24 protein-coding genes are annotated in these 25,480 nt (G+C 58.4%); 8 read left to right on the top strand and 16 right to left on the bottom strand.

All coding sequences use genetic code 11. From position 1 onward, the window contains the following. Positions 1–67: 67 nt before the first annotated feature. From trkA to def, 4 genes are read right to left on the bottom strand one after another with little or no spacing between them, the layout of a single operon-like run. The gene (gene trkA / locus Q6A51_RS04305) at positions 68–1,441 is read right to left on the bottom strand and encodes a Trk system potassium transporter TrkA (protein ID WP_201000847.1); all 1,374 of its coding nucleotides are present in this window, start codon (positions 1,439–1,441) and stop codon (positions 68–70) included. 14 nt (positions 1,442–1,455) lie between these two features. Continuing rightward, positions 1,456–2,778 carry a 16S rRNA (cytosine(967)-C(5))-methyltransferase RsmB gene (gene rsmB, locus Q6A51_RS04300; protein ID WP_304574201.1) on the bottom strand — a complete coding sequence of 441 codons (1,323 nt, stop codon included), beginning with the start codon at positions 2,776–2,778 and terminating at the stop codon, positions 1,456–1,458. Further along, positions 2,775–3,719, bottom strand: coding sequence for a methionyl-tRNA formyltransferase (fmt, locus tag Q6A51_RS04295; RefSeq protein WP_304574200.1), 945 nt, complete (start codon positions 3,717–3,719; stop codon positions 2,775–2,777). Before fmt ends, rsmB begins: the two co-directional genes overlap by 4 nt. A 56-nt stretch (positions 3,720–3,775) precedes the next feature. After that, on the bottom strand, positions 3,776–4,282 hold the full coding sequence (gene def / locus Q6A51_RS04290) for a peptide deformylase (RefSeq protein ID WP_201000852.1): 507 nt from the start codon (positions 4,280–4,282) through the stop codon (positions 3,776–3,778). 127 nt (positions 4,283–4,409) lie between these two features. On the opposite strand from def, the gene Q6A51_RS04285 reads away from it, so the two are divergent. The 3 genes from Q6A51_RS04285 (at position 4,410) to Q6A51_RS04275 (ending at position 7,270) form a co-directional block, all read left to right on the top strand. Next, positions 4,410–5,435 (top strand): LysM peptidoglycan-binding domain-containing protein, encoded by a 1,026-nt coding sequence (locus Q6A51_RS04285; RefSeq protein ID WP_201000853.1) that lies wholly within the window; start codon positions 4,410–4,412, stop codon positions 5,433–5,435. A 123-nt stretch (positions 5,436–5,558) separates the two neighbouring features. Then, complete coding sequence (gene dprA / locus Q6A51_RS04280; protein WP_304574199.1) at positions 5,559–6,674, top strand: DNA-processing protein DprA; 1,116 nt, start codon at positions 5,559–5,561, stop codon at positions 6,672–6,674. A gap of 38 nt (positions 6,675–6,712) precedes the next feature. Further along, a complete protein-coding gene (locus Q6A51_RS04275) occupies positions 6,713–7,270 on the top strand; it encodes an L-threonylcarbamoyladenylate synthase (RefSeq protein WP_117180589.1) in 558 nt (185 codons plus the stop codon). On the opposite strand, the gene Q6A51_RS04270 is transcribed toward Q6A51_RS04275, so the two are convergent. Further along, positions 7,267–8,244, bottom strand: coding sequence for an NADPH:quinone reductase (locus Q6A51_RS04270; protein ID WP_201019676.1), 978 nt, complete (start codon positions 8,242–8,244; stop codon positions 7,267–7,269). The genes Q6A51_RS04275 and Q6A51_RS04270 overlap by 4 nt on opposite strands. Before the next feature lie 172 nt (positions 8,245–8,416). On the opposite strand from Q6A51_RS04270, the gene hemF reads away from it, so the two are divergent. Continuing rightward, entirely contained in the window at positions 8,417–9,328 is a 912-nt protein-coding gene (gene hemF, locus Q6A51_RS04265; RefSeq protein WP_201000859.1) for an oxygen-dependent coproporphyrinogen oxidase, read from the top strand. Positions 9,329–9,435: 107 nt separating this feature from the next. Beyond that, complete coding sequence (gene aroE, locus Q6A51_RS04260; protein WP_304574198.1) at positions 9,436–10,260, top strand: shikimate dehydrogenase; 825 nt, start codon at positions 9,436–9,438, stop codon at positions 10,258–10,260. On the opposite strand, the gene Q6A51_RS04255 is transcribed toward aroE, so the two are convergent. The 4 genes from Q6A51_RS04255 to Q6A51_RS04240 form a co-directional block, all read right to left on the bottom strand. Then, positions 10,257–11,825: a SulP family inorganic anion transporter gene (locus Q6A51_RS04255; RefSeq protein WP_201019678.1), complete on the bottom strand. Its 1,569-nt coding sequence runs from the start codon at positions 11,823–11,825 to the stop codon at positions 10,257–10,259. The genes aroE and Q6A51_RS04255 overlap by 4 nt on opposite strands. 179 nt (positions 11,826–12,004) lie before the next feature. Continuing rightward, positions 12,005–12,469 carry an inhibitor of vertebrate lysozyme family protein gene (locus Q6A51_RS04250; RefSeq protein WP_201000865.1) on the bottom strand — a complete coding sequence of 155 codons (465 nt, stop codon included), beginning with the start codon at positions 12,467–12,469 and terminating at the stop codon, positions 12,005–12,007. A gap of 3 nt (positions 12,470–12,472) precedes the next feature. Then, entirely contained in the window at positions 12,473–12,637 is a 165-nt protein-coding gene (locus Q6A51_RS04245) for a DUF1328 domain-containing protein (RefSeq protein ID WP_025257796.1), read from the bottom strand. 57 nt (positions 12,638–12,694) lie between these two features. Continuing rightward, positions 12,695–12,976 carry a hypothetical protein gene (locus Q6A51_RS04240; RefSeq protein ID WP_201019679.1) on the bottom strand — a complete coding sequence of 94 codons (282 nt, stop codon included), beginning with the start codon at positions 12,974–12,976 and terminating at the stop codon, positions 12,695–12,697. A 423-nt stretch (positions 12,977–13,399) separates the two neighbouring features. On the opposite strand from Q6A51_RS04240, the gene algB reads away from it, so the two are divergent. Together algB and Q6A51_RS04230 are read left to right on the top strand one after the other, a co-directional pair. Next, positions 13,400–14,746, top strand: coding sequence for a sigma-54-dependent response regulator transcription factor AlgB (algB, locus tag Q6A51_RS04235; protein ID WP_201000867.1), 1,347 nt, complete (start codon positions 13,400–13,402; stop codon positions 14,744–14,746). Between the two features lie 10 nt (positions 14,747–14,756). Further along, positions 14,757–16,544 carry a KinB sensor domain-containing domain gene (locus Q6A51_RS04230; protein WP_304574197.1) on the top strand — a complete coding sequence of 596 codons (1,788 nt, stop codon included), beginning with the start codon at positions 14,757–14,759 and terminating at the stop codon, positions 16,542–16,544. A 217-nt stretch (positions 16,545–16,761) separates the two neighbouring features. On the opposite strand, the gene Q6A51_RS04225 is transcribed toward Q6A51_RS04230, so the two are convergent. The 7 genes from Q6A51_RS04225 to Q6A51_RS04195 all read right to left on the bottom strand — a co-directional run bounded on the left by Q6A51_RS04225 (position 16,762) and on the right by Q6A51_RS04195 (position 24,385). Continuing rightward, positions 16,762–17,247: a hypothetical protein gene (locus Q6A51_RS04225; RefSeq protein ID WP_304574196.1), complete on the bottom strand. Its 486-nt coding sequence runs from the start codon at positions 17,245–17,247 to the stop codon at positions 16,762–16,764. 127 nt (positions 17,248–17,374) lie between these two features. Next, positions 17,375–18,994: an EAL domain-containing protein gene (locus Q6A51_RS04220; protein ID WP_201019681.1), complete on the bottom strand. Its 1,620-nt coding sequence runs from the start codon at positions 18,992–18,994 to the stop codon at positions 17,375–17,377. Positions 18,995–19,079: 85 nt separating this feature from the next. Next, on the bottom strand, positions 19,080–19,859 hold the full coding sequence (locus tag Q6A51_RS04215; protein ID WP_201000870.1) for an N-acetylmuramoyl-L-alanine amidase: 780 nt from the start codon (positions 19,857–19,859) through the stop codon (positions 19,080–19,082). Positions 19,860–19,955: 96 nt separating this feature from the next. Then, positions 19,956–22,055, bottom strand: coding sequence for a GGDEF domain-containing protein (locus tag Q6A51_RS04210; RefSeq protein ID WP_304574195.1), 2,100 nt, complete (start codon positions 22,053–22,055; stop codon positions 19,956–19,958). Next, on the bottom strand, positions 22,052–22,927 hold the full coding sequence (locus tag Q6A51_RS04205; RefSeq protein ID WP_201000874.1) for an endonuclease/exonuclease/phosphatase family protein: 876 nt from the start codon (positions 22,925–22,927) through the stop codon (positions 22,052–22,054). Before Q6A51_RS04205 ends, Q6A51_RS04210 begins: the two co-directional genes overlap by 4 nt. 12 nt (positions 22,928–22,939) lie before the next feature. Next, positions 22,940–23,584, bottom strand: coding sequence for a thiol:disulfide interchange protein DsbA/DsbL (locus tag Q6A51_RS04200; protein WP_304574194.1), 645 nt, complete (start codon positions 23,582–23,584; stop codon positions 22,940–22,942). A gap of 186 nt (positions 23,585–23,770) precedes the next feature. Then, positions 23,771–24,385 (bottom strand): c-type cytochrome, encoded by a 615-nt coding sequence (locus Q6A51_RS04195; RefSeq protein ID WP_304574193.1) that lies wholly within the window; start codon positions 24,383–24,385, stop codon positions 23,771–23,773. A 348-nt stretch (positions 24,386–24,733) separates the two neighbouring features. On the opposite strand from Q6A51_RS04195, the gene yihA reads away from it, so the two are divergent. After that, positions 24,734–25,372, top strand: a complete 639-nt coding sequence (gene yihA / locus Q6A51_RS04190; RefSeq protein ID WP_201000880.1) for a ribosome biogenesis GTP-binding protein YihA/YsxC — start codon at positions 24,734–24,736, stop codon at positions 25,370–25,372. Positions 25,373–25,480: the final 108 nt, after the last annotated feature.

Below are 25,480 nucleotides of genomic sequence, written 5' to 3'. Positions count from 1 at the left end.
TCTGCCGGTTTTCAGGCCTTTTCGCCAGCAAGCTGCCTCCCACAGGTTTTGTTTGTGCATTAATTGATCAGAAGAAGCTCAACCCCACCTGAAACAGCCGCTCCACATCGCGGATGTATTTTTTATCCACAAGGAACAGGATCACGTGGTCGCCTGATTCGATCACGGTGATATCGTGGGCGATCAGGACTTCTTCGTCGCGGATAATGGCTCCGATGGTGGTGCCGTGCGGAAGGATGATGTCCTTGATGGCCTTGCCGATGACCTTGCTGGATTTGGCATCGCCGTGGGCTACGGCCTCGATGGCTTCGGCCGCTCCCCTGCGCAACGAATGTACACTGACGATATCGCCGCGTCGCACGTGGGTCAGCAAGGTGCCGATGGTTGCCAGTTGAGGGCTGACGGCGATATCGATTTCCCCGCCTTGCACCAGGTCTACATACGCGGGGTTGTTGATCAGAGTCACCACCTTGCGTGCCCCCATCCGCTTGGCCAGCAGCGATGACATGATGTTGGCTTCGTCGTCATTGGTCAGTGCCAGGAACAGGTCGGTATTGCCGATGTTTTCTTCCATCAACAGGTCGCGATCCGAAGAGCTGCCTTGCAGCACTACGGTACTGTTGAGGGTTTCCGACAGATGACGGCAGCGTGCCGGGTTCATCTCGATGATCTTGACCTGATAGCGGCTTTCGATGGCTTCGGCCAGGCGCTCCCCAATATTGCCACCGCCTGCGATGACGATGCGTTTGTAGCTTTCGTCCAGACGCCGCATCTCGCCCATCACGGCACGAATGTGGGCCTTTGCCGCGATGAAGAACACTTCGTCATCGGCTTCGATAACGGTGTCGCCATGGGGAGTAATGGGGCGGTCGCGACGGAAGATCGCGGCCACGCGGGTATCGACATTGGGCATGTGCGCCCGCAACTGGCGTAGTTTTTGGCCCACCAGCGGCCCGCCGTAATAAGCTCTGACGGCCACCAGTTGTGCCTTGCCTTCGGCAAAGTCGATCACCTGGAGGGCGCCGGGGTATTCGACCAGACGCTTGATGTAGTTGGTTACCACCTGTTCCGGGCTGATCAGTACATCCACGGGAATCGCATCGTTATCGAACAGCTCGACGCGGGTCAGATAAGCCGCATCGCGGACACGGGCAATCTTGGTCGGCGTGTGGAACAGCGTGTAGGCAACCTGGCAGGCGACCATATTGGTTTCGTCGCTGTTGGTGACGGCCACCAGCATGTCGGCATCATCGGCCCCGGCCTGGCGCAGCACTGTTGGAAACGAGCCTTTGCCTTGAACCGTGCGGATATCCAGGCGGTCGCCCAGATCACGCAGACGGTCGCCATCGGTGTCGACGACCGTGATGTCGTTGGCTTCACTGGCCAGATGTTCGGCCAACGTGCCGCCAACCTGCCCTGCACCCAGGATGATGATTTTCAACTGCTATCTCCCTGTCAGACCGACGCCGCGATCTTGATCAGTTTTGCGTAATAGAAGCCGTCATGCCCGCCTTCCTGTGCAAGTAACTGGCGACCGTGCGGTTGCTTGATGCCTGCGGGTTGCTGGCCGAGCTGCCCGGCGATATCCAGTTCACGAGCACCGCTGGTGCGTGCCAGGAAGGCTTCGATCACTTCCGTGTTTTCCGTTGGCAGCGTCGAGCAGGTGGCATACAACAGAATGCCTCCGACTTGCAGGGTCGGCCAGAGCGCGTCCAGCAGTTCGCCTTGCAGCGTGGCCAGGGCGGCAATGTCATCCGCCTGACGGGTCAGTTTGATGTCCGGGTGACGGCGGATCACGCCTGTTGCCGAGCACGGTGCATCGAGCAGAATGCGCTGGAATGGCTTGCCGTCCCACCATTGCGTGGTTTCGCGGGCGTCGGCGGCGATCAGTTCGGCATCCAGGCCAAGGCGGTCAAGGTTTTCCCGAACGCGAACCAGTCGCTTGGCTTCCAGATCCACAGCCACCACGCCACTGAGCTGTGGCTGTACTTCCAGCAGGTGGCAAGTCTTGCCGCCCGGCGCGCAGCAGGCATCGAGTACACGTTGACCGGGAGCCAGTTCCAGCAGATCGGCAGCCAGTTGGGCTGCTTCATCCTGCACGCTGATCCAGCCTTCGGCAAAACCTGGCAGTGAGCGCACATCACCCGGCTCGGCGAGCAGGATTCCGTCCTGGCTGAAGGTGCAGGCAATGGCTTCGATGCCTGCCGCTTTCAACAGCTCAAGGTATTGAGCACGGCTGTTATGCCGACGATTGACCCGCAAGATCATGGGCGGATGAGCGTTGTTGGCGGCGCAGATGGCTTCCCACTGCTCGGGCCACGAGGCCTTCAGGGCTTTTTGCAGCCAGCGCGGGTGAGCGGTGCGCACCACCGGGTCGTGTTCCAGTTCAGCCAGCAGCGCTTCGCTTTCACGTTGCGCACGGCGCAGAACGGCGTTGAGCAATGCCTTGGCCCAAGGCTTTTTGAGCTTGTCGGCGCAACCCACCGTTTCACCGATGGCGGCGTGGGCGGGGATGCGGCTGTAGAGCAATTGGTAAAGCCCGACCAGCAAAAGCGCCTCGACATCGGCGTCAGCCGCCTTGAAGGGTTTTTGCAGCAACCTGGCCGCCAGCGCCGACAAGCGCGGCTGCCAGCGTGCGGTGCCGAAGGCCAGATCCTGAGTCAGCCCGCGATCACGGACTTCGACTTTATCCAGTTGTGTCGGTAATGAGCTGTTCAGTGAGGCCTTGCCGCTCAGCACGGCGGCCAATGCCCTGGCTGCGGCCAGACGCGGGTTCATTGGCCCAATACCGTGCCGGTGGCGAATTTCTCGCGACGGCTGTTGAACAGATCAGTGAAGTTCAGCGGCTTGCCGCCCGGCAGTTGCAGACGGGTGAGGCGTAGCGCACCTTGTCCACAGGCTACGATCAGGCCGTCCTTGCTGGCGCCGAGAATCGTGCCCGGCGCTCCCTGCCCTTCGGCAAGGCTGGCGGCCAGAACCTTGAGGGCTTCTTCGTTCAGTGTGCTGTGGCAGATCGGCCATGGATTGAAGGCGCGGATCAGGCGCTCCAGCTCGTCTGCCGGGCGGCTCCAGTCGATGCGCGCCTCGTCCTTGTTCAGTTTGTGAGCATAAGTGGCGAGGCTGTCGTCCTGTACTTCGCCAATCAGCGAGCCATCAGCCAGACCGGCAACGGCTTGCAACACAGCGGGCGGGCCAAGTTCGGCAAGACGGTCGTGCAAGGTGCCGCCGGTATCTTCTGCCGTGATCGGCGTGACGACCTTGAGCAGCATCGGACCGGTATCAAGCCCTGCTTCCATGCGCATGACGGTTACACCGCTTTCGGCATCGCCAGCTTGCACGGCCCGCTGGATTGGTGCCGCACCGCGCCAGTGTGGCAGTAGGGAGGCATGGCTGTTGATGCAGCCCAGGCGTGGAATATCCAGCACCACTTGCGGCAGGATCAGGCCATAAGCGACCACCACCATCAGATCGGGCTTGAGTTCTGCCAGCTCCTGTTGAGCCGTTGCATCACGCAGCGTTGGCGGTTGCAGTACTTGCAGGCCATGCTGTAACGCCAGTTGCTTGACCGGGCTTGGCATCAGTTTTTGTCCACGACCGGCCGGGCGATCAGGCTGGGTGTAGACCGCGATGATCTGATGAGGGCTGTCGAGCAGGGCCTTCAAGTGTTCGGCGGCAAATTCCGGAGTACCGGCGAAGACGATGCGCAGTGGCTCAGTCATGGACTTCTCGTTCTGTAAAAAAGAAAAGGCCTTCACAGGCCTTTTTGGATGAGGGATCAGGCGTTTTGCTTATGCTGTTTTTCCAGCTTTTTCTTGATCCGGTCACGCTTGAGATTGGAGAGGTAGTCGACGAACAGCTTGCCGTTCAGGTGATCGCATTCATGCTGGATGCAGACCGCGAGCAAACCTTCGGCAATCAGTTCGTAAGGCTGGCCGTCACGGTCCAGAGCCTTGATGCGAACTTTCTGGGGACGATCGACATTTTCATAAAAACCGGGCACCGAGAGGCAGCCTTCCTGATACTGATCCATTTCATCGGTCAGCATTTCGATTTCAGGGTTGATGAATACGCGAGGCTCGGTGCGATCCTCACTCAGGTCCATCACGACCACACGCTTGTGGACGTTGACCTGGGTCGCTGCCAGACCGATGCCAGGAGCCTCGTACATGGTTTCAAACATGTCGTCGACCAACTGGCGTATGCCGTCGTCTACTATCGCCACGGGTTTAGCGATGGTGCGCAGGCGCGAATCGGGAAATTCGAGAATGTTTAGAATGGCCATATACGTAAGGGCTGCACTGTAGGGTAAAGTCAAAATTGGCTGCCAGGCTTGGAATGTCGAAGCGAGCAGCCCCATGACTGATGGGACTTATGTTCACGCGAGACAACATGATAAAGGGATTCACCGCATGAGGAAATCACTACTCGCCCTGCTGCTTTTGACCGCCAGCGGTCTTGTTCAGGCGCAAGTGCAACTCAAGGAAGGCCACCCGCAAACGTACACCGTCGTTGCCGGTGACACACTTTGGGACATTTCCGGCAAATTCTTGCGCGAACCATGGAAATGGCGCGAGTTATGGCGGGCTAATCCACAAGTACGCGATCCGGACCTCATCTATCCCGGCGATTCGCTGTCGCTGGTCTACATCGATGGTCAGCCACGTGTTGTCCTCAACCGTGCAGAGTCCCGCGGAACGATCAAATTGTCGCCTCGTGTGCGCAGTACGCCGACGATCGAAGCGATCCCGAGCATCCCGCTGGGAGCGATCAATGCGTTTCTGATCAGCAACCGGATCGTCGACAGCGCCGACCAGTTCGAGGACGCCCCGTACATTGTCGCAGGCAATGCCGAGCGTGTACTCAGTGGCCGGGGCGACCGCATCTACGCCCGCGGAAATCTGGACCAGGATCAGCAGGGCTATGGCATTTTCCGTCAGGGCAAGGTCTATACCGATCCGGCCACCAAGGAAGTGCTGGGCATCAATGCCGACGATATTGGCAGCGGTGAAGTCGTTGCCACCGAAGGCGATATATCCACCTTGGTGTTGCAGCGCTCTACCCAGGAAGTTCGCCTGGGTGACCGTCTGTTCAGCAGTGAAGAGCGGGCAATCAACTCGACGTTCCTGCCCAGTTCTCCACAGAGCGCCATCGAAGGTCTGATTCTCGATGTGCCCAGAGGCGTGACCCAGGTTGGCGTCTACGACGTGGTGACGCTCAACAAAGGCAGGCGTGACGGTCTGGTCGAGGGCAATGTGCTGGCGATCTTCAAGACGGGCGAAATGGTCCGTGACCGGGTGACCGGCGAGCAGGTGAAAATTCCCGACGAACGTTCCGGGCTGCTGATGGTTTTCCGCACCTATGAAAAGCTCAGTTACGCCTTGGTCCTGCACGCGAACAGATCTTTGGCCATTATGGACAAGGTCCGCAATCCCTGACGCTATGTTTCAGGTTTGATACAGGTTTTTCCACCGGGCCTTTCACTTATCAAATTGTTGTCAACAGAGTTATCCACAGGTTTGCCCACTCCTTGAAGTGGGCTATGGATCAAGGACGATCTTATGCCGCTGTTTGAAAAAGCTGTTCCTTCGCCTGCCGAACTGGAAGCGCGCCTGCGCTTGCATCGCTTGCCGGAGGTAGGACCCAAACGCTTTTCCAGACTCATTGATGCATTCGGTTCAGCCTCGGCAGCACTCTCTGCGCCCGCCAGTGCATGGCGAGCCTTGGGGTTGCCGACGGCCTGTGCCGAGGCCCGTCGCGACCCGCTGGTGCGTGATGGGGCCAGCGCCGCACTGGCCTGGCTTGAGTGTCCGGGCCAGCATTTATTGATGTGGGACGACCCTGGCTACCCGGCGTTGCTCGCTGAAATTGCCGACCCGCCGCCTCTGTTATTCATTGCTGGAAACCCTTCGATTCTTGAGCGGCCCCAACTGGGAATGGTCGGCAGTCGTCGTGCGTCGAAGCCGGGGATGGACACGGCCAGCGCTTTTGCCCGAAGCCTGGCAGGTGCCGGTTTTGTCATTACCAGTGGCCTGGCTTTGGGGATCGATGGCGCAGCGCATCAAGGTGCTCTGGACGTTGGCGGGGCAACAATCGGCGTGTTGGGGACGGGCCTCGAAAAACTTTATCCACAGCGCCATCGACACTTGGCGTCGCAGATGATTGCGCAAGGTAGCGCAGTGATTTCAGAGTTCCCGCTGGATACCGGCCCACAGGCCAACAACTTCCCGCGCCGCAATCGAATCATCAGTGGTTTGTCTCTGGGGGTACTGGTGGTGGAAGCCAGTGTGGGCAGTGGGTCGTTGATTACGGCGCGACTTGCGGCCGAGCATGGTCGAGAGGTGTATGCCATTCCCGGTTCCATTCATCACCCGGGTGCTCGCGGTTGTCATCAGTTGATCCGCGATGGCGCTGTGCTGGTCGAAACCGTCGATCACATTCTTGAAGCCCTGCAGCACTGGCACCGTCTGACACCCGCCGCTTCCGGGCCTGAGCAGCCTGCCTCCTCTTCCAGGCATCCCTTGCTGACGATCCTGCATGCTGCACCGCATACCAGCGAGGCGTTGGCGGTTGCCAGTGAATGGCCACTTCCCAAGGTACTGGCCGCCCTGACCGAGCTGGAACTGGATGGAATGATCAGCAATGAAGCTGGACGATGGTTCGCACGGGCGCCCTGAGGTTAAACTGCCCGGCAGGATTTATCGGAGAAACATCAATGGTCAGCAGTTGGCGCGTGCAGCAAGCCGCTCGAGATATTCGGGCCGGAGCGGTGATTGCCTATCCAACCGAGGCAGTCTGGGGGCTTGGGTGTGACCCATGGGATGAGGAAGCGGTGTATCGCCTGCTGGCGATCAAGTCGCGGCCTGTGGATAAAGGGCTGATTCTGATCGCCGACAACATTCGCCAGTTCGATTTTCTGTTCGAGGACTTTCCCGAGCAGTGGATCGACCGCATGGCCAGCACCTGGCCTGGCCCTAACACCTGGCTGGTGCCGCATCAGAACCTGCTGCCTGAATGGATCACGGGTGTGCATGAAACCGTGGCCCTGCGCGTGACCGATCATCCGACCGTACGTGAACTGTGCGCACTGGTCGGCCCTTTGATCTCGACCTCCGCCAACCCTGCCGGTCGCCCGGCTGCCCGCACACGGCTGCGCGTGGAGCAATATTTCCGTGGGCAAATCGACCTGGTGCTTGGCGGCAGCCTGGGCGGTCGCCGAAACCCCAGTGTCATCCGAGATGTCGCGACCGGCCAGGTTGTACGTCCAGGTTAAGGAATCAGAATCGTCGATCCCGTGGTGCGGCGAGCCGACAGCTCGATCTGCGCCTGGGCGGCGTCTTTCAGGGCGTATTGCTGGATGTCGTTGACCTTGATCTTGCCGCTGGCGAGCATGTCGAACAGATCGTCTGCCATCGATTGCAGGTTCTGCGCATTGTTGGCGTAGCTGGCCAGGGTTGGGCGGGTCACGTAAAGCGAGCCTTTCTGCGCCAGAATCCCCAGGTTCACGCCTGAAACCGGCCCGGACGCATTGCCAAAGCTGACCAGCAGGCCACGAGGCGCCACGCAATCGAGAGACGTCAGCCATGTGTCCTGGCCGACGCCGTCGTAGACCACCGGGCATTTCTTGCCTTCGGTCAGCTCCAGTACCCGCTTGGCCACGTCTTCATGGCTGTAATCGATGGTTTCCCATGCACCGAGCGCCTTGGCGTGCTCTGCCTTCTCCGGCGAACTGACCGTGCCGATCAGATTCGCTCCCAAGGCCTTTGCCCACTGGCAGGCCAGCGAACCGACGCCACCGGCAGCAGCGTGGAACAGAAAGGTTTCGCCGGGTTTGACCAGATACGTCTGGCGCAGCAAATACTGTACCGTCAGGCCCTTGAGGATGACGGCGGCCGCCTGCTCGAAGCTGATCGAGTCGGGCAGCTTCACCAGATTGGCCTCGGGTAATACATGCAGCTCGCTGTAGCCACCCAGCGGGCCGGTGCCATAAGCCACGCGGTCGCCCACCTGAAAGCGTGTCACTTCATTGCCGATGGCCTCGACTATGCCCGCGCCTTCCGTGCCAAGCCCCGAAGGAAATGAAGGTGCCGGGTAAAGGCCGCTGCGGTAATAGGTATCGATAAAGTTCAGGCCGATGGCCTTGTTGCGAACCACAACCTGCTGTGGGCCGGGTTGGGCTGGCTCAAAGTCGACATATTCAAGAACCTCGGGTCCTCCGATGGTGCTGAACTGGATACGCTTTGCCATTTGCTTTCTCCATGCTGGTCTAAACGGATCATTGGATGGGCTATCGGACTCCTTCAGGTGATCTTCGTCAACTGCGAAGGCAGGTCGGCCAGTGGTATGCTACGCGCCACTTTGCCTGCGCCCCTTTGCATCCGGGGTGCTCAGCCGTTTGACGTCAGCCTTAGGGATCTCTATGAATACCCGCACCGAGGCCGTAAAAGCCTACCTGCTCGATCTGCAAGACCGAATCTGCACTGCCCTGGAACTCGAAGATGGCAGCGCACACTTTGTCGAAGATGCCTGGACACGTCCTGCAGGTGGCGGTGGTCGCACGCGGGTCGTTGAAAATGGTGCTGTCATCGAAAAGGGCGGCGTCAACTTTTCTCATGTCTTTGGCAGCAACCTGCCGCCGTCGGCCAGTGCTCACCGGCCTGAGCTGGCGGGGCGTGGCTTCGAGGCTCTTGGGGTTTCGCTGGTAATCCACCCGCACAATCCGCATGTGCCGACTTCCCACGCCAACGTACGGTTCTTCATCGCTGAAAAAGAAGGCGAAGAGCCGGTCTGGTGGTTCGGTGGCGGTTTCGACCTGACGCCTTACTACGGAGTCGAAGAGGACTGCGTACACTGGCACCGTGTTGCCGAGCGTGCCTGTGCGCCGTTTGGCGATGACGTCTATCCCCGTTACAAAGCCTGGTGCGACAGCTACTTCCACCTCAAGCATCGCAATGAGCCGCGCGGGATTGGCGGTCTGTTCTTCGACGATGTGAATCACTGGGACTTCGACACCAGCTTCGCTTTCATCCGCGCTATTGGCGATGCCTACATCAATGCCTACCTGCCGATCGTGCGTCGCCGCAAGGCTACGGCTTATACCGTGCAACAGCGTGAGTTCCAGGAATTCCGACGTGGCCGTTACGTCGAGTTCAACCTGGTGTACGACCGTGGGACGCTGTTTGGCCTGCAATCGGGTGGCCGCACGGAATCGATCCTGATGTCCCTGCCTCCGCAAGTGCGCTGGGGTTATGACTGGAAGGCCGCGCCGGGCAGCGAAGAGGCGCGCCTGACCGAGTACTTCCTGCAAGACCGGGATTGGCTGGCCGAATGACAGAGCCCTGGTTTCTGTAGGAGCGGATTTATCCGCGAATACTTTTTCGCGAATGAATTCGCTCCACTGTGCTGTACCGGGCGATAAATACATCAACAGGAACACAAATGGACCAGTACGTCGTATTCGGTAATCCCATCGGCCACAGCAAGTCCCCATTGATCCACAGCCTGTTCGCCAGCCAGACAGAACAGCAACTGGATTACCAGACCGCGCTGGCTCCGCTGGACGATTTCACGGCTTTCGCCCGACGCTTTTTCCAGACCGGGCGCGGGGCCAACGTGACCGTGCCGTTCAAGGAAGAGGCCTATCGTCTGGCCGACAGCCTGACCCTGCGTGCCGAGCGCGCAGGTGCGGTAAATACCTTGAGCAGACAGGCCGATGGCACCTTGCTGGGCGATAACACCGATGGCGCCGGGCTGGTGCGTGATCTGACAGTCAATTACGGTTTCAGTCTGCGCGGTCAACGTATCCTGTTGCTCGGTGCCGGCGGTGCTGTGCGTGGTGCTCTGGAGCCGTTGCTCGCGCAGAACCCCTCCGCACTGGTGATCGCCAACCGTACGGTGGAAAAAGCCGAAAACCTGGCCCAGCTCTTTACCGACCTCGGCCCGGTGTTCGCCAGCGGTTACGACTGGCTGGAAGAGCCGGTGGACCTGATTATCAACGCCACCTCCGCCAGCCTGTCGGGTGAGTTGCCGCCGATTGCCTCCAGCCTGATCGAGGCGGGTCATACCTTCTGTTACGACATGATGTATGGCAAGGAGCCGACGGCATTCTGTCGCTGGGCGACCGAGCACGGTGCGGCACAGGCGGTGGACGGTCTGGGCATGCTTGTCGAACAGGCTGGCGAAGCCTTCTTGCTATGGCGCGGCGTGCGACCGGATTCAGCGCAGGTACTGGCTGAGATGCGGCGGCAGTTGGCGAGCGCCTAATCCTCGAACAGGATCGGGCATTTATCCGCGCCCTCCAGCTTTTGCAGCTCTTCGACGACCTGTTGCCGGGCGCGACGCAGGGTCAGGGTCCGGTCCTGCTTGAGCAGGCGTCGGGCTTCCTGATGAAGCATTTCAACGCCTGAATAGTCGATGAAGTTGATCTGTTGGGCATCGATCACCACGCGCTTGCCTTCGGTGCGCTGCAAGCGGGTTTGCAGGTAATGGCTGGCGCCGAAGAAAATCGACCCGCCGACGCGCATGATCTCTTCGTCACCTTCGCGCCATTGCTGCACCTTGGGTTGAGACGTGCGCTTGAGATAGAAGAACAGCGAAGCCAGCACACCTGCATAGATTGCGGTCTGCAACTCCAGCAGCAGGGTCGCGACACAGGTCAGGGCCATCACGAAAAACTCGGAACGACTGACCCGAAACAGCGCCGCGATACCGCGATGATCCACTAACCCCCAGCAGATCAACAGAATCGAGGCCGCCATGCCCGGAATCGGGATGTGGGCAATCAATGATGCCCCCGCGACCGCGAACAACATGACCCATAATGCCGAGAAAACGCCCGCCAATGGCGAGCGTGCCCCTGCTTCATAACTCAAGGCGGCACGGGTAAAGGAGCCGGCAGACAGATAGCCGGAGAACAGTGAGCCGACCATATTCGACAGGCCCTGAGCGCGCACTTCCTGGTTGGCGTTGATCAGTTGCTGGGAGCGTGCCGACAGCGAGCGGGCAATCGACAGACTGTTCACCAGGCCGAGCATACCCACTGCAACTGCAGTCGGCAGCAGCTTGAGGATCAGGTCCAGATCCAGTGGCAGCGGGCTGAACGGTGGCAGTTGCCCCGCGAAAGCCTTCACCACCTTCACCTGGCCAAACATTGCAGGCCACAACCAGACAAGCAGGCTGCTCGATACCAAGGCGATCAACAGTGTTGGCCAGCGCGGTACCAGATATTTCAGGGTAATGCCCAGCGCCAGAGTCAGCAGGCCCAGAATCAGCGAGGGCTTGTCGATCTCAGGGCTGTGTTCGAGGACTGCTGTCAGGCTGTTGAGAGCAGTGCTCTGACTGGGTAAATCGATTCCCGCCAGGTTCGGTATCTGTCCCAATGCAATCACGATGGCTGCGCCCAAAGTGAAACCCAGTACGACAGAGTGCGAGACAAAGTTCACCAGTGCGCCGAAGCGCATCATGCCCAGCAGCAACTGGAATGCCCCGGCTATGAACGTCAGCAACAGGATAAGCGTGATGTAGTCCTGGCTGGCAGGAACGGCCAAAGGACTGATGCTGGCATACAGCACGATGGAAATGGCGGCTGTCGGTCCGCATATCAAATGCCACGAAGAGCCCCACAGACAAGCGATCAGTACCGGAACGATGGCGGCGTAAAGACCATATTCGGGAGGCAGTCCTGCGATCAGCGCGTAAGCGATGGATTGTGGCAAGGCGAGGATGGCACCGCTCAGTCCTACCAGCGCATCACGGCCGACGCTGACGCGAGTCTGTTTGGGAAGCCAGGCGAGAAAAGGCAGGAATTTGTGGCGGTTGAGCCAACCCATGAAACCCTCGTCGATTGGTTAGCGGCAATTAAGGGTACACGGCCAGACCGCGCTTATGCACTCGCGAGCACATCCTGCGCCATTTGCACAAATGAATAAATAGAGCGAGGGGATGGGAGACGAGGCATGCGGGAACGTGCCCCGATGCCTGGTCCTTGAGATAGGTGTGGAGTGCTGAATCAGTACCAGTTCGGATCTTTGCGCAACTGCTCTTTCAGCAGCTCTTGCATGCCTTCATCCGGTTTACCCAGAAAACGGTAGGTCGCATGGTTAGTAGGCGATTTGTCGGCCGGGAGTCCGGCAGGCACTTCGACCAGCATTGCATAGGCATCTTCCTTATCGAGGCTGAACGACACGATCAGGCGTTTGCTGCGACAGGTTTCAGCGGTTTCGCACAGTGTTCCGACGATATAGGGATCATGGTCCTCGGTGACGGCGGTCATTTGTTCGGAAGTACCGGAAAGATTGATGATCCAGTCGGGCAAGCGTTCCTCTTTCTGTATGACCTTGGTCCATGTCTGACGGTACTCGGGCGCAGAACTCAACAGCTCATTGACCCGGGCCTGACCATCGTTGGCGGCTATTGCCATGGCACTGCCGCCCATCAACAGGGCGGCTGCCAGTGAGTGAAAAGATTTGCCCATTTCTTAGCCTCGACCGCGGCGCCCGAAGAAGAAAGACACGACGAACATGACCAGGAACACGATGAACAGAATCTTGGCGATGCCCGTTGCCGTGCCTGCGATACCGCCGAAGCCCAGTACGGCAGCGACAATGGCGATGATCAAGAACGTGATAGCCCAACTCAGCATGGTGATACTCCTTTTACAGCTATTTGAATTTGGAACGTTTCGTTCGGTTTGTCTGGATCAGAAGACCCATTTTTGCGGCGTTGCTACTTCATCGACAGACACCACGCCGTCAACAGGCTGGGGTCCGAGTCCAGTGATCTGGGCTGTCCGCGTCAGGTTTTGATAGGACGCGCTGACCTTGATGATTTGCTGCTGGGTCTGGGTCGCTTCGCGAGACTGATCCCAGCGCTGGAACTGTTGAACGGCAATTAGGGTAATGAGCAGGGCCAGCAGCAAGAACAGGCCTTGCTGTATGTGCAGGGATGAAATACGCAAATGGGCGATATGCTGGCTGTTCATCCCTAAACTCCGTTTACCTGAATGGTCTTGATGAATTTGGCTGGCCGTAAGATCCAACCTTGGGTGCAAGAGATAGTGCAGACTGCATGCCATTTTTTGGATTTGGAATAAATCCAAAAAAATCAATGAGTTGTCATGTTTTAAAAAAATCGGCAGCCAGCAAGCTGCACGATCCCCCCTTCACGGTCGTGCGTTCTGCACGAACCAACGCAGGCTTGTTCAGGGAGAGGAATTCGCGCCGATGCAGCCCGGTGGCTTCAGGTCGCCTCAGGCTGGAGACAGATAGCCAGAAAAATCAGCCGGTTAGCTAATGCACGAACAGATAGCTAACATGCATGTCACAGAATCAATCAGAATCAACCATGCAACTTGCCCGATGATTCCGAGACTAACCAAGATCATTTACTTAGGAGCGTAGGAAAAATGGAGACAGCCACTGAGAATCAGGGCCGTATTCTGCTAGTGGACGACGAGTCCGCAATCCTTCGCACGTTCCGGTACTGTCTGGAAGATGAGGGCTACAGTGTCGCCACTGCCAACAGTGCAGCGCAGGCCGACACATTGATGCAGCGTCAGGTGTTTGACCTGTGTTTTCTGGACCTGCGTCTGGGCGAAGACAACGGGTTGGAGGTCCTGGCGCAAATGCGTATCCAGGCACCATGGATGCGCGTAGTGATCGTTACCGCCCATTCGGCGGTCGACACGGCGGTCGATGCGATCCAGGCTGGCGCCGCCGATTACCTGGTCAAACCCTGCAGCCCGGATCAACTGCGCCTTGCCACTGCCAAGCAACTGGAAGTACGGCAGTTGTCTGCCCGTCTGGAAGCTTTGGAAGGCGAGATACGCCAGCCCAAGGACGGCCTTGATTCTCACAGCCCGTCGATGATGGCCATTCTGGAAACGGCGCGGCAGGTGGCCGTGACCGACGCCAACATTCTGATTCTGGGAGAGTCCGGCACTGGTAAAGGTGAATTGGCGCGCGCCATTCACGGCTGGAGCAAACGAGCCAAGAAATCCTGCGTCACCATCAACTGCCCTTCCCTGACGGCCGAGTTGATGGAAAGCGAGCTGTTCGGTCACAGCCGCGGTGCGTTTACCGGTGCCAGCGAAAGCACACTGGGCCGCGTCAATCAGGCCGATGGCGGAACATTGTTTCTCGACGAGATCGGCGATTTTCCACTGACTTTGCAGCCAAAGTTGCTGCGTTTCATCCAGGACAAGGAATACGAGCGTGTGGGTGACCCGGTCACCCGGCGTGCCGACGTGCGGATTCTGGCGGCCACCAACCTGAATCTGGAAGACATGGTGCGCGGCGGGCGCTTCCGTGAAGACCTTCTGTATCGTCTGAACGTGATTACCCTGCACCTTCCGGCATTGCGTGAGCGAAGCGAAGACATCATGACCCTGGCCGATCGGTTCCTGGCGCGCTTCGTCAAGGATTATGCCCGGCCGGCTCGCGGGTTCAGCGACGAAGCCCGTGCTGCGCTGCTCAACTACCGCTGGCCCGGCAATATCCGTGAGTTGCGTAACGTCATCGAGCGCGCGAGCATCATCTGCCCGCAGGAGCGAGTCGAAGTCAGTCACTTGGGCATGGCCGAAGTACCGACCAACAACGCCCCTCGCGTGGGCGCAGCCTTGAGCCTGGACGAACTGGAAAAGGCCCATATCGGCGCAGTCCTGGCGACCAGCGATACACTCGATCAGGCTGCGAAAACCCTGGGCATCGACTCTTCGACCCTTTATCGCAAACGCAAGCAGTACAACTTATGAGTTGTTCTGTATGAAACTGGCAATGAAGTTACGTACCCGTCTGTTTCTAAGCATCTCGGCCCTGATAACCGTTGCGCTACTTGGGTTGCTGCTTGGGCTGGTCAGCGTCATGCAAATGGCCAAGAGTCAGGAGTCCCTGATCCAGAGTAACTTCAGCAACCTCGAACTGGGCCTGAAGCTGCGTCAGAACCTCGGCGATCAATTGGTGATAATGATCAGCCCGTCACCTGACAAGCTCGCGCTGCAGAAGTATCAGGATCAGTTTCATGAACTGCTGGTCGAGGGCATGGAACGTGATTCGCAAAACAAGGTGCAGGGTCGCTTCGAGAAGACGAGTCAGTACTACCAGCGCTTCATTGATGCCTACCAGCGCTTTGAGGGCGACACGCGGGCAATGCATGACAACCCCGAGCTGCGAGGCAGCTTCGATGTCTTGCGCAACGACTTGCTGGATACCCACCGCCAGGCGCTGGAGAACATCAGTACTGCCGAAGCCTATTCCCGCGAGCGGGCGCTGTGGATAGCCGGGCTGCTTGGGCTGGTAGGCATTGCCGTGTTGTGTATCGGCTTCATCACTGCCCATGGTATCGCCCAGCGCTTTGGCGCCCCCATCGAGGCTCTGGCCAAGGCGGCGGACCATATCGGCCAGGGCAACTATGAAGTAACGCTGCCCATCTCCTCGGCAGCCGAAATGAACCTTCTGACCCGGCGCTTCGGCATCATGGCCGAGGCTTTGCGTCAGCATCAGGCCACCAATGTCGATGAGTTACTGGCCGGCCAGCAACGTCTGCAAGCGGTGCTCGACAGTATCGACGATGGCCTGCTGATGATCGACCGGCAAGGTCGCCTGGAGCACTTGAATCCCGTGGCTCAGCGCCAGCTTGGCTGGGACGAGAGCCGTCTTGGTCGTGGGCTTGGCGAAGCGCTTGAGCATCCCGAGCTGGATGAGCAGTTATTCCTGATCTTGCGTGGCGGGACTCTGGAGCACGCCCCGGAAGACCTGAACATCGAAATCGACGGCGAGTCCCGATTGCTGACCTACAGCCTGACCCCCGTCAGTCATACCAAAGGCCACATTCTCGGTGCAGTGATGGTGCTGCGCGATGTGACCGAGCAACGGGCTTTCGAGCGCGTGCGCAGCGAGTTCGTCCTGCGTGCTTCTCATGAGCTGCGCACGCCGGTGACCGGCATTCATATGGCGTTCGGGCTTTTGCAGGAGCGTCTGCATTTTGCGGCAGAGTCCCGCGAAGCGGACCTGCTCAATACCATCACCGAAGAAATGCAGCGCCTGATGCAACTGATCAACGACCTGCTGAATTTCTCGCGTTATCAGAACGGTCTGCAAAAACTCAAGCTTGCCCCCTGCCCTATCAAGCACTTGCTTGAAGAAGCCAGAGGCCGTTTCGAGGAGCAAGCCCGGGAACACAACATCACCTTGATGCTGGACATTCAGGAACCAGTCCCACATCTGCATGCCGATCAGACGCAACTGGAACGGGTGCTCGACAACCTGCTGGACAACGCATTGCGCCATACCCCTGAAAACGGCCTGATCCGCTTACAGGCCCGCCGTCATGGCGAGCGTGCAATCATCAGCATCGAAGACAATGGCGAAGGCATTCCTTACGGACAACAAGGCCGAATCTTCGAGCCCTTCGTACAGGTTGGCCGCAAGAAAGGTGGCGCCGGTCTTGGGTTGGCACTGTGCAAGGAAATCGTGCAACTGCACGGTGGGCGCATGGGCGTCTATTCACGGCCAGGACAGGGGACGCAGTTTTATATGGCGTTGCCGCTCTAGAGGGTTGTGGAGGGGCATTCAACCAATCGTTGAATGGAGAGCAACTGTTTGCTAAGCTTTTGATCGTCAGCACAGACCGGAACCTTCTTCGGAAGGGGTGTTGATTTCGGGGTGAAAACCCTCCTAGCCAGTGAGCGGGATAGGCGAAAGCCGAAAGAACAGGCCGATATAGAGATTCACAAAAAGCCCTGATACGAAAGTATTGGGGCTTTTTGCTTTACACAGATTCCCCTTTATTCCTTTTCTCCAGAATGAAGCGCACGTTGAATGGTTTGCCTCTGGGCAGAGAGTGTCGGCCCCATTGGTCGACCTCGTATGCAGAGATCACATGCAGCTTCAATCGGTTGACTGAGCCCTGTGGCTTTGTGATTGAAAAGAATATTGCGTAGTCATGCAGATCAAGGCAGAAGTAGCGCTGTCCACTTTTCTTGCTGTTATGCGGCACAGCAAGCCCCTCAAAAAAACGGCGATCAATGTAGTCACGCAATTGGCTGCTGTAGTGATAGCGCGCAAGGCAAAAATAGCGATGCTCACGCTTGTAATAAAGCTGCTTGCCGTTGCCCTTGTCATCTGTGAAGCAATGAAATCCAAATTCAAAATGAATGGTGACCTGCTCTCCAGCAATGTCATATACCCGCTCGAATGGCTGCAAATGCGCCAGACTGTAAGTTGTTCCATTGATTATCAGATCATTCCATTGCATTGCGAGAGAGCCAGACACCTCAAAGATCGAGATTGTACCAGTCAGCCCACTTACAAGATTCTGCTGGCAATTTGATTAAGAACTGTAAGCACAGCAGCGTAGCGTGTCGTTGAAATGGTCGCTGTCTTCACGCCACATCATCCTTGCGTCGCCCAGTCCCTCTTCGACCACCCGTGACCAGTTCGCAGAACTTGGTGGGAGTCAAAGGGCGGGCGAAGAGCCAGCCCTGGCCGTAGACCACGCCTTCGCTCTTGAGCAGATGGGCCTGGGACTCGAACTCGATCCCTTCAGCAATTACGCGCAATTGCAGGGCGTGAGCCATGCGGATGATATGGGGGGCGACGCCGCTGCTGGCGGCGTCGTGCCCTAATGCATCGATGAAGGCCTTGTCGATTTTCAGGCAGTCCACCGGCAAGGTCTGCAGGTAGGCCAGGCTGCAATAGCCGGTGCCGAAGTCATCGATCAGGATCTGGTGGCCACGGTCGCGCAGCAGTTGCAGGTGGTTGCGCGCCACGACCACGTCGATCAGGCCGCGCTCGGTCACTTCAAACGCGATCTGGCGGGCAGCAACCTTGTGCAGGGCCAGCAATCTGGCGGCTACGCGGCCAATGCGCGGGGCGATGACATCGCAGGCGGCCAGGTTTATCGAGACGTACAGATGCGGGTTGGCGCGCAATAGCGGCCCGAGTTTTTCCAGTGACTGCTGCAAGACAAAATCGGTGATCTGCCGAATCTGCCCGGTATTTTCAGCTAACGGGATGAACAGGTCCGGGCTGGTCAGCGTGCCGTCCGGCCTGCGCCAGCGCACCAAGGCTTCGGCGCCGACGCACAAGCGGGTTTCGAGGTTGAAAATGGGCTGGTAGAGGACTTTCAATTCCCCGCGCCGCAACGCCCCCGAGAGTTCGGCCCCCAGGGATTTGCGCTGTTGCATCAATTGCAGGACCAGCGCTGCGATGCACAAGGACATCAACAGGCTGGCCGGTACCAGTAACCACCAGGCTCCCGTGATTTTTTCCTGCAAGTCGATACGCGGTGTTATCAGCACCAACTGGTATTCCGGGCTTTGGGTGGGCATGCGGTAAATCAGTTGGGTCTGTGCCGTAATGAGCGTTGTATCGCTGTTCGGCAACCAGTCCGGCACGGGAGGCCAGGCTTGTGCAGGCCCCAGCACCGGTATCGCTCGGGTGCCGTTATCGAGCACCACCAGCAGGCTGCCTCCAGCCGGAAGATCGACCACATCCGTCAAATGGCCGCGTGAAGTCGAAACCCGAAAATCCCCACGCCCAAGCACCAGTGCGGCCAGGTTGTCGTCCGGCTGGGCCGAGGTATTGAGCCAATAATCGTAGGTCGGGCCACGAATGTCAGGTGGCCGAGGTTCGTCGAGCACCTTGGGACGTGGCCAGCTGGAGCAACTGCGCGCGCCCCCGACATAAGCGGCTTCATAAATGAAGCGGTTGCTGGAAATGACCTCACGCAAGCGCCCGACCATTTCCGGGCTGCAACGCCTTAGTGGCTGGTGTTCCAGCTGATCCAGCCCTGCACGCAACTGACCGAAAAGCTGCTCCAGTCGAATCAGGAAGCGCTCGCCCTGAGCGTTCATTTGCAGGCTTTCGTTCTGCCGTGCCTGATGCATCGCCAGCCCGAAGCTGCCGAACAAAAATACAGCCGCGCTTAGCAAGGCTGCCAGCAACGCCAGCAACCAAGGGTGGGAAAGGTGAATGCGAAAGCGCGTTTGCGCGATGAGCATCAGTGGATATCCGAGTGGAATATCCCTCAGGTATAGCAACAAGCGCGCAAATAGCTTGGTAAAGAACGCAGCCCTGAAGGCTGATCTAGTCGGCCCGGTTGAGCACCTGCAAGATGGCCGCGCTCTGAATGTCCGGTTGGCCGTCGAAGCGCTCTGGACGGTAATGCATCTGGAAGGCAGCGAGAACGTGGCGTGTAGCGGTGTCCAGCTCACCGGTCTGAGGAGTCGTGTAACCCAGGCGTGCCAATTGTTGCTGGAACCAGGTGATGCTTGGCAGGTTATTCATCATCTGCGCCTGACGCTGGGCGACCAGCCGTTCGTCCGGCCAGATGCCTATGCCTTCATGTGCCAGTCGTTTCCAGGGAAACAGCGGGCCTGGGTCCAGTTTACGCATCGGTGCGATATCGCTGTGCCCAATGATGTGCCTGGGGTCGATATTGTTGCGTTTGATGATGTCCTTGAGCAGTACGGTGATCGCCTGAATCTGGCTTTCGGTGTACGGGTACCAGAGGCGTCCCGTGGGTGTATCCGTGTAGCCGGGATTGACGATTTCAATGCCGATGGAGCTTGAGTTGAGCCAGGTACGGCCTTCCCATTCACTTTCTCCGGCATGCCAGGCGCGTGCGCTTTCATCGACCAGTTTGTAGATCGTTGCCGGATTGTCGTCGCCGATCAGGTAGTGGCTGCTGACCTCGCCATGGGTCAGCAACTCCAGCGAGCGCTCAAGCGAGGCGGAGGTGTAATGCATGATGACGTACTGGACCCGGCCGTCATGGTTGACCGAGGGATGGCTGGTGTCGAGCTTTGGCCCGCTGGAGCAGGCAGTCAGGACCAGAAGGAGAAATGCAGTGAAAATCAGCTTCATGGAAATCGGATTACGTCGGCAGCAAATGCAACATCATAACAAAGCGCGGCAAAATTGCTTCATCCGTGAAGCGCCGATGGATTCCAGATGTTTCATTCATCCCTGCTCGACACGATTTCTGCCATTTTCCTTGGCGCGATACAACGCCTGATCGGCCCGTTTGAGGGCGACATCGCTGCGCTCGCCGGTCCGAAAGGCGGTCACGCCCATGGATACTGTGATCGTCACCCTCTCACCCTTGAAGTGAAAAGGACAAAGCTCGACGGCAGCCCGCAGTTCATCAAGCAGTGTCAAAGCCGTCGTGACATGGGTGGCCGGCATGAGCATGACGAACTCTTCGCCACCGAAGCGCGCCAGGAAGTCTGTGGGGCGCATGCGTTTTCTCAGCACACTGGCAACGATCTTCAGCACCTTGTCACCGGCCAGGTGACCATAGCCATCGTTGATTCGCTTGAAGTGATCCAGATCCAGTATGCAGACCAGCAGGCTGGTCTTGTCCTGTTGCCACTGCGCCATTTCCCGTTCAAGCCGTTCTCCCCAGGCCGCACGGTTGGGCAGGGTTGTAAGCGGGTCGATCAGCGCTTTTTGCCGCTGCTCTTCCAGGTGCGTCCTGAAGCCCAGAGCTTCCTGTTCCATGCTGGCGACACGGGCGGCCAGGCCTTGCAGTCGCGAGGCGACTTCCTGTTCGCGATCATCCCGTTTGCGCTGGTAGTGATCCATTGTGCTGAGCAGGCCTTCCAGCCGGTTGTCGAGCACTTGCTTGAGGCTGGTCAGGTCGGAGGCGTCCTGGACACTGCTCTGCAAGCCGCCGACCTGCTCACGCAATTGCTCGTTCAGGTCACGTGCGGTGGACTGGTTCTCGGCATGGTCTTCACTGGCAGCCTGCAAATGGCTCTGAAACGACTCCAGTCGTTCGTTGAGCTGCTTGAGATAGGTCCCGAATTCCTGTTGGCCACCGTTATTGATCGCCAGCATCAGAATGGCAAGATCGTCGAGGATCGGCAGCAGTTCGTACCAGTTAAGCCCGTGTTTGAGGCGTGACTGCATGTCTTCGACTTGCGGGCGATGATGCTCGGACAAGGTCAGGTCCTTGAGCAACCCCAGCAAGGTCTCTTCGATATGAGCGGCCACCGAACTGTAGCTCGGCTCCGGAGAGTAAGGCAGAGAATAGTTCGGGTCCCCTTCACCGGCCTCTTGCTCATCGGTCGGTTCATCATCCGGTGATTCGTCAGCTTCTGCGCTGTCGCTCTCGGCGAGTGCCTGCACAACCGGCACATGCTCGTAGGGAACAGAGGGCGTAGGCGTAAGCAGCTCTTGCGGGGGAACCGGAACCGGTGCGGGTGCCGCTTTCTCGGCGGGCGCGGGCGGTACGGTTGCCACTTCAACGGGTTGCGGCGTTTCAACTACTGGCTCAACCACAGGAGTGGGAGCGGGAGTCTCTACGTGCTGTTGCTCGACTTTGGGAGCTTCAGCCTCAACCTTTGGTGCTGGTGCTGGTGCTGGTGCTGGTGCTGGTGCTGGTGCTGGCTGCGCAGGTTGGGCCGGTGTCGGTACGGTCGCTGCGTTTGGCTCGTTAACGCTTTCAGGCTCAGGCTCAGGTTCGGCAGCGGCAGGTGTAGCCGCATTGGCTGGCTGAGCGTTTTCCGGGCCATGAGCCGCATCGCTCGATTCTTCACGGGTGCCGAACAGACGTTGCAGGATTCCGGGACGAGGTCCCTCTTCGTGTTTTTCAAGCAGGGTCAGCGCCTTGCCCTGCAAGCCGCTTAGCTCACTCAGCAGCAAGGGTAATTCCCGGGCCTGGGAGGCGCGGTCTTCGAGGTCCTTGGCAAACCGTTTGAGCGGCTTGCGCACTTCCCGAGGCAGCGGCAAGGCTTGCAGTTGGGTCACCAGCGCACCCAGAGCGCTGCTGATCTGCCCTACCCTGACTTCACGACGCTGCTCGGAATCCAGCACGGCTTTTTCAAGGCGCGGTATCAGTGCTGCCAGACCCGCATCCATGTCGTCCTTGCGCACGATTTCGCGCATTTCCTTCATGCATTCGTCGACAGAGCGGTCCGTACCTTCCGCCGCGAGACTACTGCGTACAAGGCCTCGGCGCAGCAAGTCGAGCCTGGCGTTCCAGCGCTCTGCGAGCCTGTCCTGCTGCTCGATACCCTTGAGATACTTCTCTTTCCAGCGCTCGGCTTCTTCGCTCATTCAAGGGGTCTACCAGAGAGCACGGGTAGCGAATCACCACACAGCGAAGCCGGCAGGCGAATCTCTACAGCAACGGGCAGGTGATCGGAAATGGGTTGCGCCAGTACCTGAACACGTTCAAGCGTCAGTGTCGGGCTGAGTAAAATATGATCAAGGCAGCGTTGCGGCCGCCAACTGGGAAAGGTTGCCTCGACCTGCGGTGCCAGAAGGCCGAGATCGCGCAGTGGCGAATGCTCCAGCAAGTCGTTGGCATGGGTATTCATGTCGCCCATCAGTACCTGATGGCGATAACCGCCAATCAGTTCACGGATATAGGCCAGTTGCCGTGTTCGAGTACGCGGACCCAAGGCCAGATGCATCATGACCACCACGAGCGCGTCCTCGCCTTCCCCGAAACGGACAAGAATAGCACCGCGTCCGGCAGGCCCAGGCAACGGATGGTCTTCGATCTTGCCGGGACGCAGACGGCTGAGAACGCCGTTGCTGTGTTGTCCCAGACGCCCCAGGTTGCGATTGAGCTGTTGATACCAGTAGGGGAAGGAACCGAGATGAGCCAGATGTTCGACCTGGTTGATGAAACCTGAGCGCAGGCTTCCGCCATCGGCTTCCTGCAATGCCACCAGATCGAAATCGTTGAGCAGGTCGCCAATCTTTTGCAGATTGCCTGCCCGTCCGCCGTGTGGCAGCAGATGCTGCCAGCCGCGCGTCAGGTAATGCCGGTAACGCTCTGTGCTGATACCGACCTGAATATTGAAGCTGAGCAACCGAAGCCTGCCATCGGCTGGCAATCCGCTTTGCAGCAGATGATGTTCGTTGACCTGCGGATCATGCAGGCCAACGACTCGCTCCGTGCCCTTGCCCCAGCGGCGCATGGCGGGCTGCTCTTACTTGCTTGCCTTGCCGGCCGCTCGCTCCTGGGCGATCAGCTGGTCAGCAACCTGCAAGGTCGCTTCCGGGCCACCGGAGCTGCCCAGGTCGAAACGGTATTTACCGTTAACGATCATGGTCGGTACGCCGGTCACTTCGTACTTCTTGGCCAGTTCCTTGTACTGGGCGATCTTGCCCTTCACCGCGAAGGAGTTGAAGGTTTCGAGGAACTTGGCTTTGTCGATGCCCTGGGTGGCAACGAAATCAGCCATTTCTTCGGGTTTGAGCAGAGGCTTGCGGTCTTTCTGGATGGCGTTGAATACAGCCGCGTGAACCTTGTGCTCTACGCCCATGGTGTCCAGGGTGATGAAGAGTTGGCCGTGGGCATCCCAGGCACCGCCGAACATGGCAGGGATACGGACGAAATTGACGTCTTCAGGCAGTTTTTCAGCCCATGGGTTGATGGTCGGCTCGAATGCATAGCAATGCGGGCAGCCATACCAGAACAGTTCAACCACTTCGATCTTGCCTGGCTCGGAAACAGGCACAGCACTGGCCAATACAACATATTGCTTACCAGCTTCGATCGGGGTGGCAGCCTGGGCGGACATACCGAACAGGCTGGCAGCAACCAGAGCGGCGCTGATGATCAGATTACGCATGCTTTACTCCTGGGCAGATTGAGTCGCCTTCAAACGACGGGTTTTTCGACCGGTCACCAAGGCTTGAGTTCTTAGTGTAACGCTGACGATCAAAAAAAAGGGCAGCGCGGGCCACCCTTTTTACATGTGCCATGAAGCACGTCACGCGAGCGCCCCGGATTGCCTGCCCGAATGCTAGCGCATCGATCAGTGCAGGCCCTGGATATATTGCGCCAGAGCCTCGATATCCTTGTTGCTCAGCTTGGCAGCGATGGAGCGCATGACCATGGTGTCGCCATCATTGACCCGATCGCCTTCGCGGAATGCGGTCAATTGTTTCTTGATGTAATCGGCATGCTGGCCACCCAGGTGCGGGAAGCCGGCCGAGACGTTGCCTGTACCGTCAGGAGAGTGGCAACCGGTGCAGGCAGGCATGCCCTGATCCAGCTTGCCGCCACGGAACAAGGCTTCGCCGCGGGCGACCAGGTTGGGATCAGCCGCGCCGATGCTGCCTTTCTGGCTGGCGTAATAGGCGGAGATATCTGCAAGATCCTGATCGTTGAGCGGTGTCAGCAGCCCGGTCATTTCAAGAACCGTGCGCTTGCCATCCTTGATTTCGTGCAATTGCTTGAGCAGGTAACGCTCGCCCTGGCCTGCCAGTTTCGGGAAGTTGGGAGCCAGGCTGTTGCCATCCGGTCCATGGCAGGCGCCACATACGGCCGTCTTTGCCTGACCGGCGGCCGCATCACCGGTGACGTCGGCGGCCTGGGTTGTTCCACAGATGCCAAGCGTCAACAGCAGACTCACGAATAATTTGTTCATCAGGTAATCCAGATCGGCTAATGGTGAAAAGTTAGGTAGCAGGTGATTTGCTCATCTCCAGGATGACGGTTCGCAAATGCTGACTACTGCGGTCCTTGCACATTTCACGCGCGGCATTGTCACGATTCTGGCAAAAGGGGCCCCAAAGCCCTCTTGCGCAGTAAAAACCTTTCAGGTTGAAAGCGGACTGCGTTCTAATGCGCATATTAGTTCTCGCTTCAGTGTTCTTCCCTTGTTGCACCCGGGAATTCACACACAAAATTTGCGGCATTATATACTCGCGCTACCCAAACGGAAACGACACCTCTTGCCGCACCCCTTGCAGGCAAGGCCTTCACCGGAAATCACATGCAACTCAAGAACCCCATCCTCGGCCTGTGCCAACAGTCCACGTTCATGCTCAGTGCCGCCAAGGTCGATCAGTGCCCTGATGACGAAGGCTATGAAGTCGCGTTTGCCGGGCGTTCCAACGCGGGCAAGTCGAGCGCACTCAATACGCTGACCCACGCCAGCCTGGCACGCACCTCCAAAACGCCGGGGCGCACGCAACTGCTGAACTTCTTCAAACTGGATGAAGACCGTCGTCTGGTGGACCTGCCCGGTTACGGCTACGCAAAAGTGCCGATCCCGCTCAAGCAGCACTGGCAGCGCCACCTGGAAGCCTATCTGGGCAGCCGCGAAAGCCTGAAAGGCCTGATCCTGATGATGGACATCCGTCATCCAATGACCGACTTCGACATCCTGATGCTGGATTGGGCAATCGCCAGCCAGATGCCGATGCATGTCCTGCTGACCAAGGCCGACAAGCTGACCTACGGCGCAGCAAAGAACACGCTGCTCAAGGTTCAGTCACAGATCCGCAAGGGCTGGGGCGAAGCTGTCACGATCCAGTTGTTCTCGGCCCCAAAGCGTATGGGCCTGGAAGAAGCCTATACCGTTCTGGCCGACTGGATGGAACTGGAAGACAAAGCGCCTGCCGAGGGGTAAATCGCAGGCAAAAAAAACCCCGGACTTCATATGGGGAGGGGGGAAGTTCGGGGTTCAAGGTCCAGACCCTTAGGGCGGGATCCGGATATCTGCCAACACTTAACACAA

The organism is Pseudomonas serbiensis (assembly GCF_030580745.1).
GTDB lineage: Bacteria > Pseudomonadota > Gammaproteobacteria > Pseudomonadales > Pseudomonadaceae > Aquipseudomonas > Aquipseudomonas serbiensis.
This window is presented reverse-complemented; position numbering and strand designations above follow the sequence as displayed.

Coding starts and splice junctions, on each gene's coding strand:
- Q6A51_RS04270 (WP_201019676.1), bottom strand. CDS start 8,244: ATGGCAAAGCGTATCCAGTTCAGCACCATCGGAGGACCCGAGGTTCTT.
- Q6A51_RS04250 (WP_201000865.1), bottom strand. CDS start 12,469: ATGGGCAAATCTTTTCACTCACTGGCAGCCGCCCTGTTGATGGGCGGC.
- Q6A51_RS04240 (WP_201019679.1), bottom strand. CDS start 12,976: ATGAACAGCCAGCATATCGCCCATTTGCGTATTTCATCCCTGCACATA.
- rsmB (WP_304574201.1), bottom strand. CDS start 2,778: ATGAACCCGCGTCTGGCCGCAGCCAGGGCATTGGCCGCCGTGCTGAGC.
- fmt (WP_304574200.1), bottom strand. CDS start 3,719: ATGACTGAGCCACTGCGCATCGTCTTCGCCGGTACTCCGGAATTTGCC.
- Q6A51_RS04230 (WP_304574197.1), top strand. CDS start 14,757: ATGAAACTGGCAATGAAGTTACGTACCCGTCTGTTTCTAAGCATCTCG.
- Q6A51_RS04210 (WP_304574195.1), bottom strand. CDS start 22,055: ATGAGCGAAGAAGCCGAGCGCTGGAAAGAGAAGTATCTCAAGGGTATC.
- hemF (WP_201000859.1), top strand. CDS start 8,417: ATGAATACCCGCACCGAGGCCGTAAAAGCCTACCTGCTCGATCTGCAA.
- Q6A51_RS04200 (WP_304574194.1), bottom strand. CDS start 23,584: ATGCGTAATCTGATCATCAGCGCCGCTCTGGTTGCTGCCAGCCTGTTC.
- Q6A51_RS04215 (WP_201000870.1), bottom strand. CDS start 19,859: ATGAAGCTGATTTTCACTGCATTTCTCCTTCTGGTCCTGACTGCCTGC.
- yihA (WP_201000880.1), top strand. CDS start 24,734: ATGCAACTCAAGAACCCCATCCTCGGCCTGTGCCAACAGTCCACGTTC.
- Q6A51_RS04225 (WP_304574196.1), bottom strand. CDS start 17,247: ATGCAATGGAATGATCTGATAATCAATGGAACAACTTACAGTCTGGCG.
- aroE (WP_304574198.1), top strand. CDS start 9,436: ATGGACCAGTACGTCGTATTCGGTAATCCCATCGGCCACAGCAAGTCC.
- Q6A51_RS04245 (WP_025257796.1), bottom strand. CDS start 12,637: ATGCTGAGTTGGGCTATCACGTTCTTGATCATCGCCATTGTCGCTGCC.
- Q6A51_RS04275 (WP_117180589.1), top strand. CDS start 6,713: ATGGTCAGCAGTTGGCGCGTGCAGCAAGCCGCTCGAGATATTCGGGCC.
- Q6A51_RS04195 (WP_304574193.1), bottom strand. CDS start 24,385: ATGAACAAATTATTCGTGAGTCTGCTGTTGACGCTTGGCATCTGTGGA.
- Q6A51_RS04255 (WP_201019678.1), bottom strand. CDS start 11,825: ATGGGTTGGCTCAACCGCCACAAATTCCTGCCTTTTCTCGCCTGGCTT.
- Q6A51_RS04285 (WP_201000853.1), top strand. CDS start 4,410: ATGAGGAAATCACTACTCGCCCTGCTGCTTTTGACCGCCAGCGGTCTT.
- def (WP_201000852.1), bottom strand. CDS start 4,282: ATGGCCATTCTAAACATTCTCGAATTTCCCGATTCGCGCCTGCGCACC.
- algB (WP_201000867.1), top strand. CDS start 13,400: ATGGAGACAGCCACTGAGAATCAGGGCCGTATTCTGCTAGTGGACGAC.
- dprA (WP_304574199.1), top strand. CDS start 5,559: ATGCCGCTGTTTGAAAAAGCTGTTCCTTCGCCTGCCGAACTGGAAGCG.
- Q6A51_RS04220 (WP_201019681.1), bottom strand. CDS start 18,994: ATGCTCATCGCGCAAACGCGCTTTCGCATTCACCTTTCCCACCCTTGG.
- Q6A51_RS04205 (WP_201000874.1), bottom strand. CDS start 22,927: ATGCGCCGCTGGGGCAAGGGCACGGAGCGAGTCGTTGGCCTGCATGAT.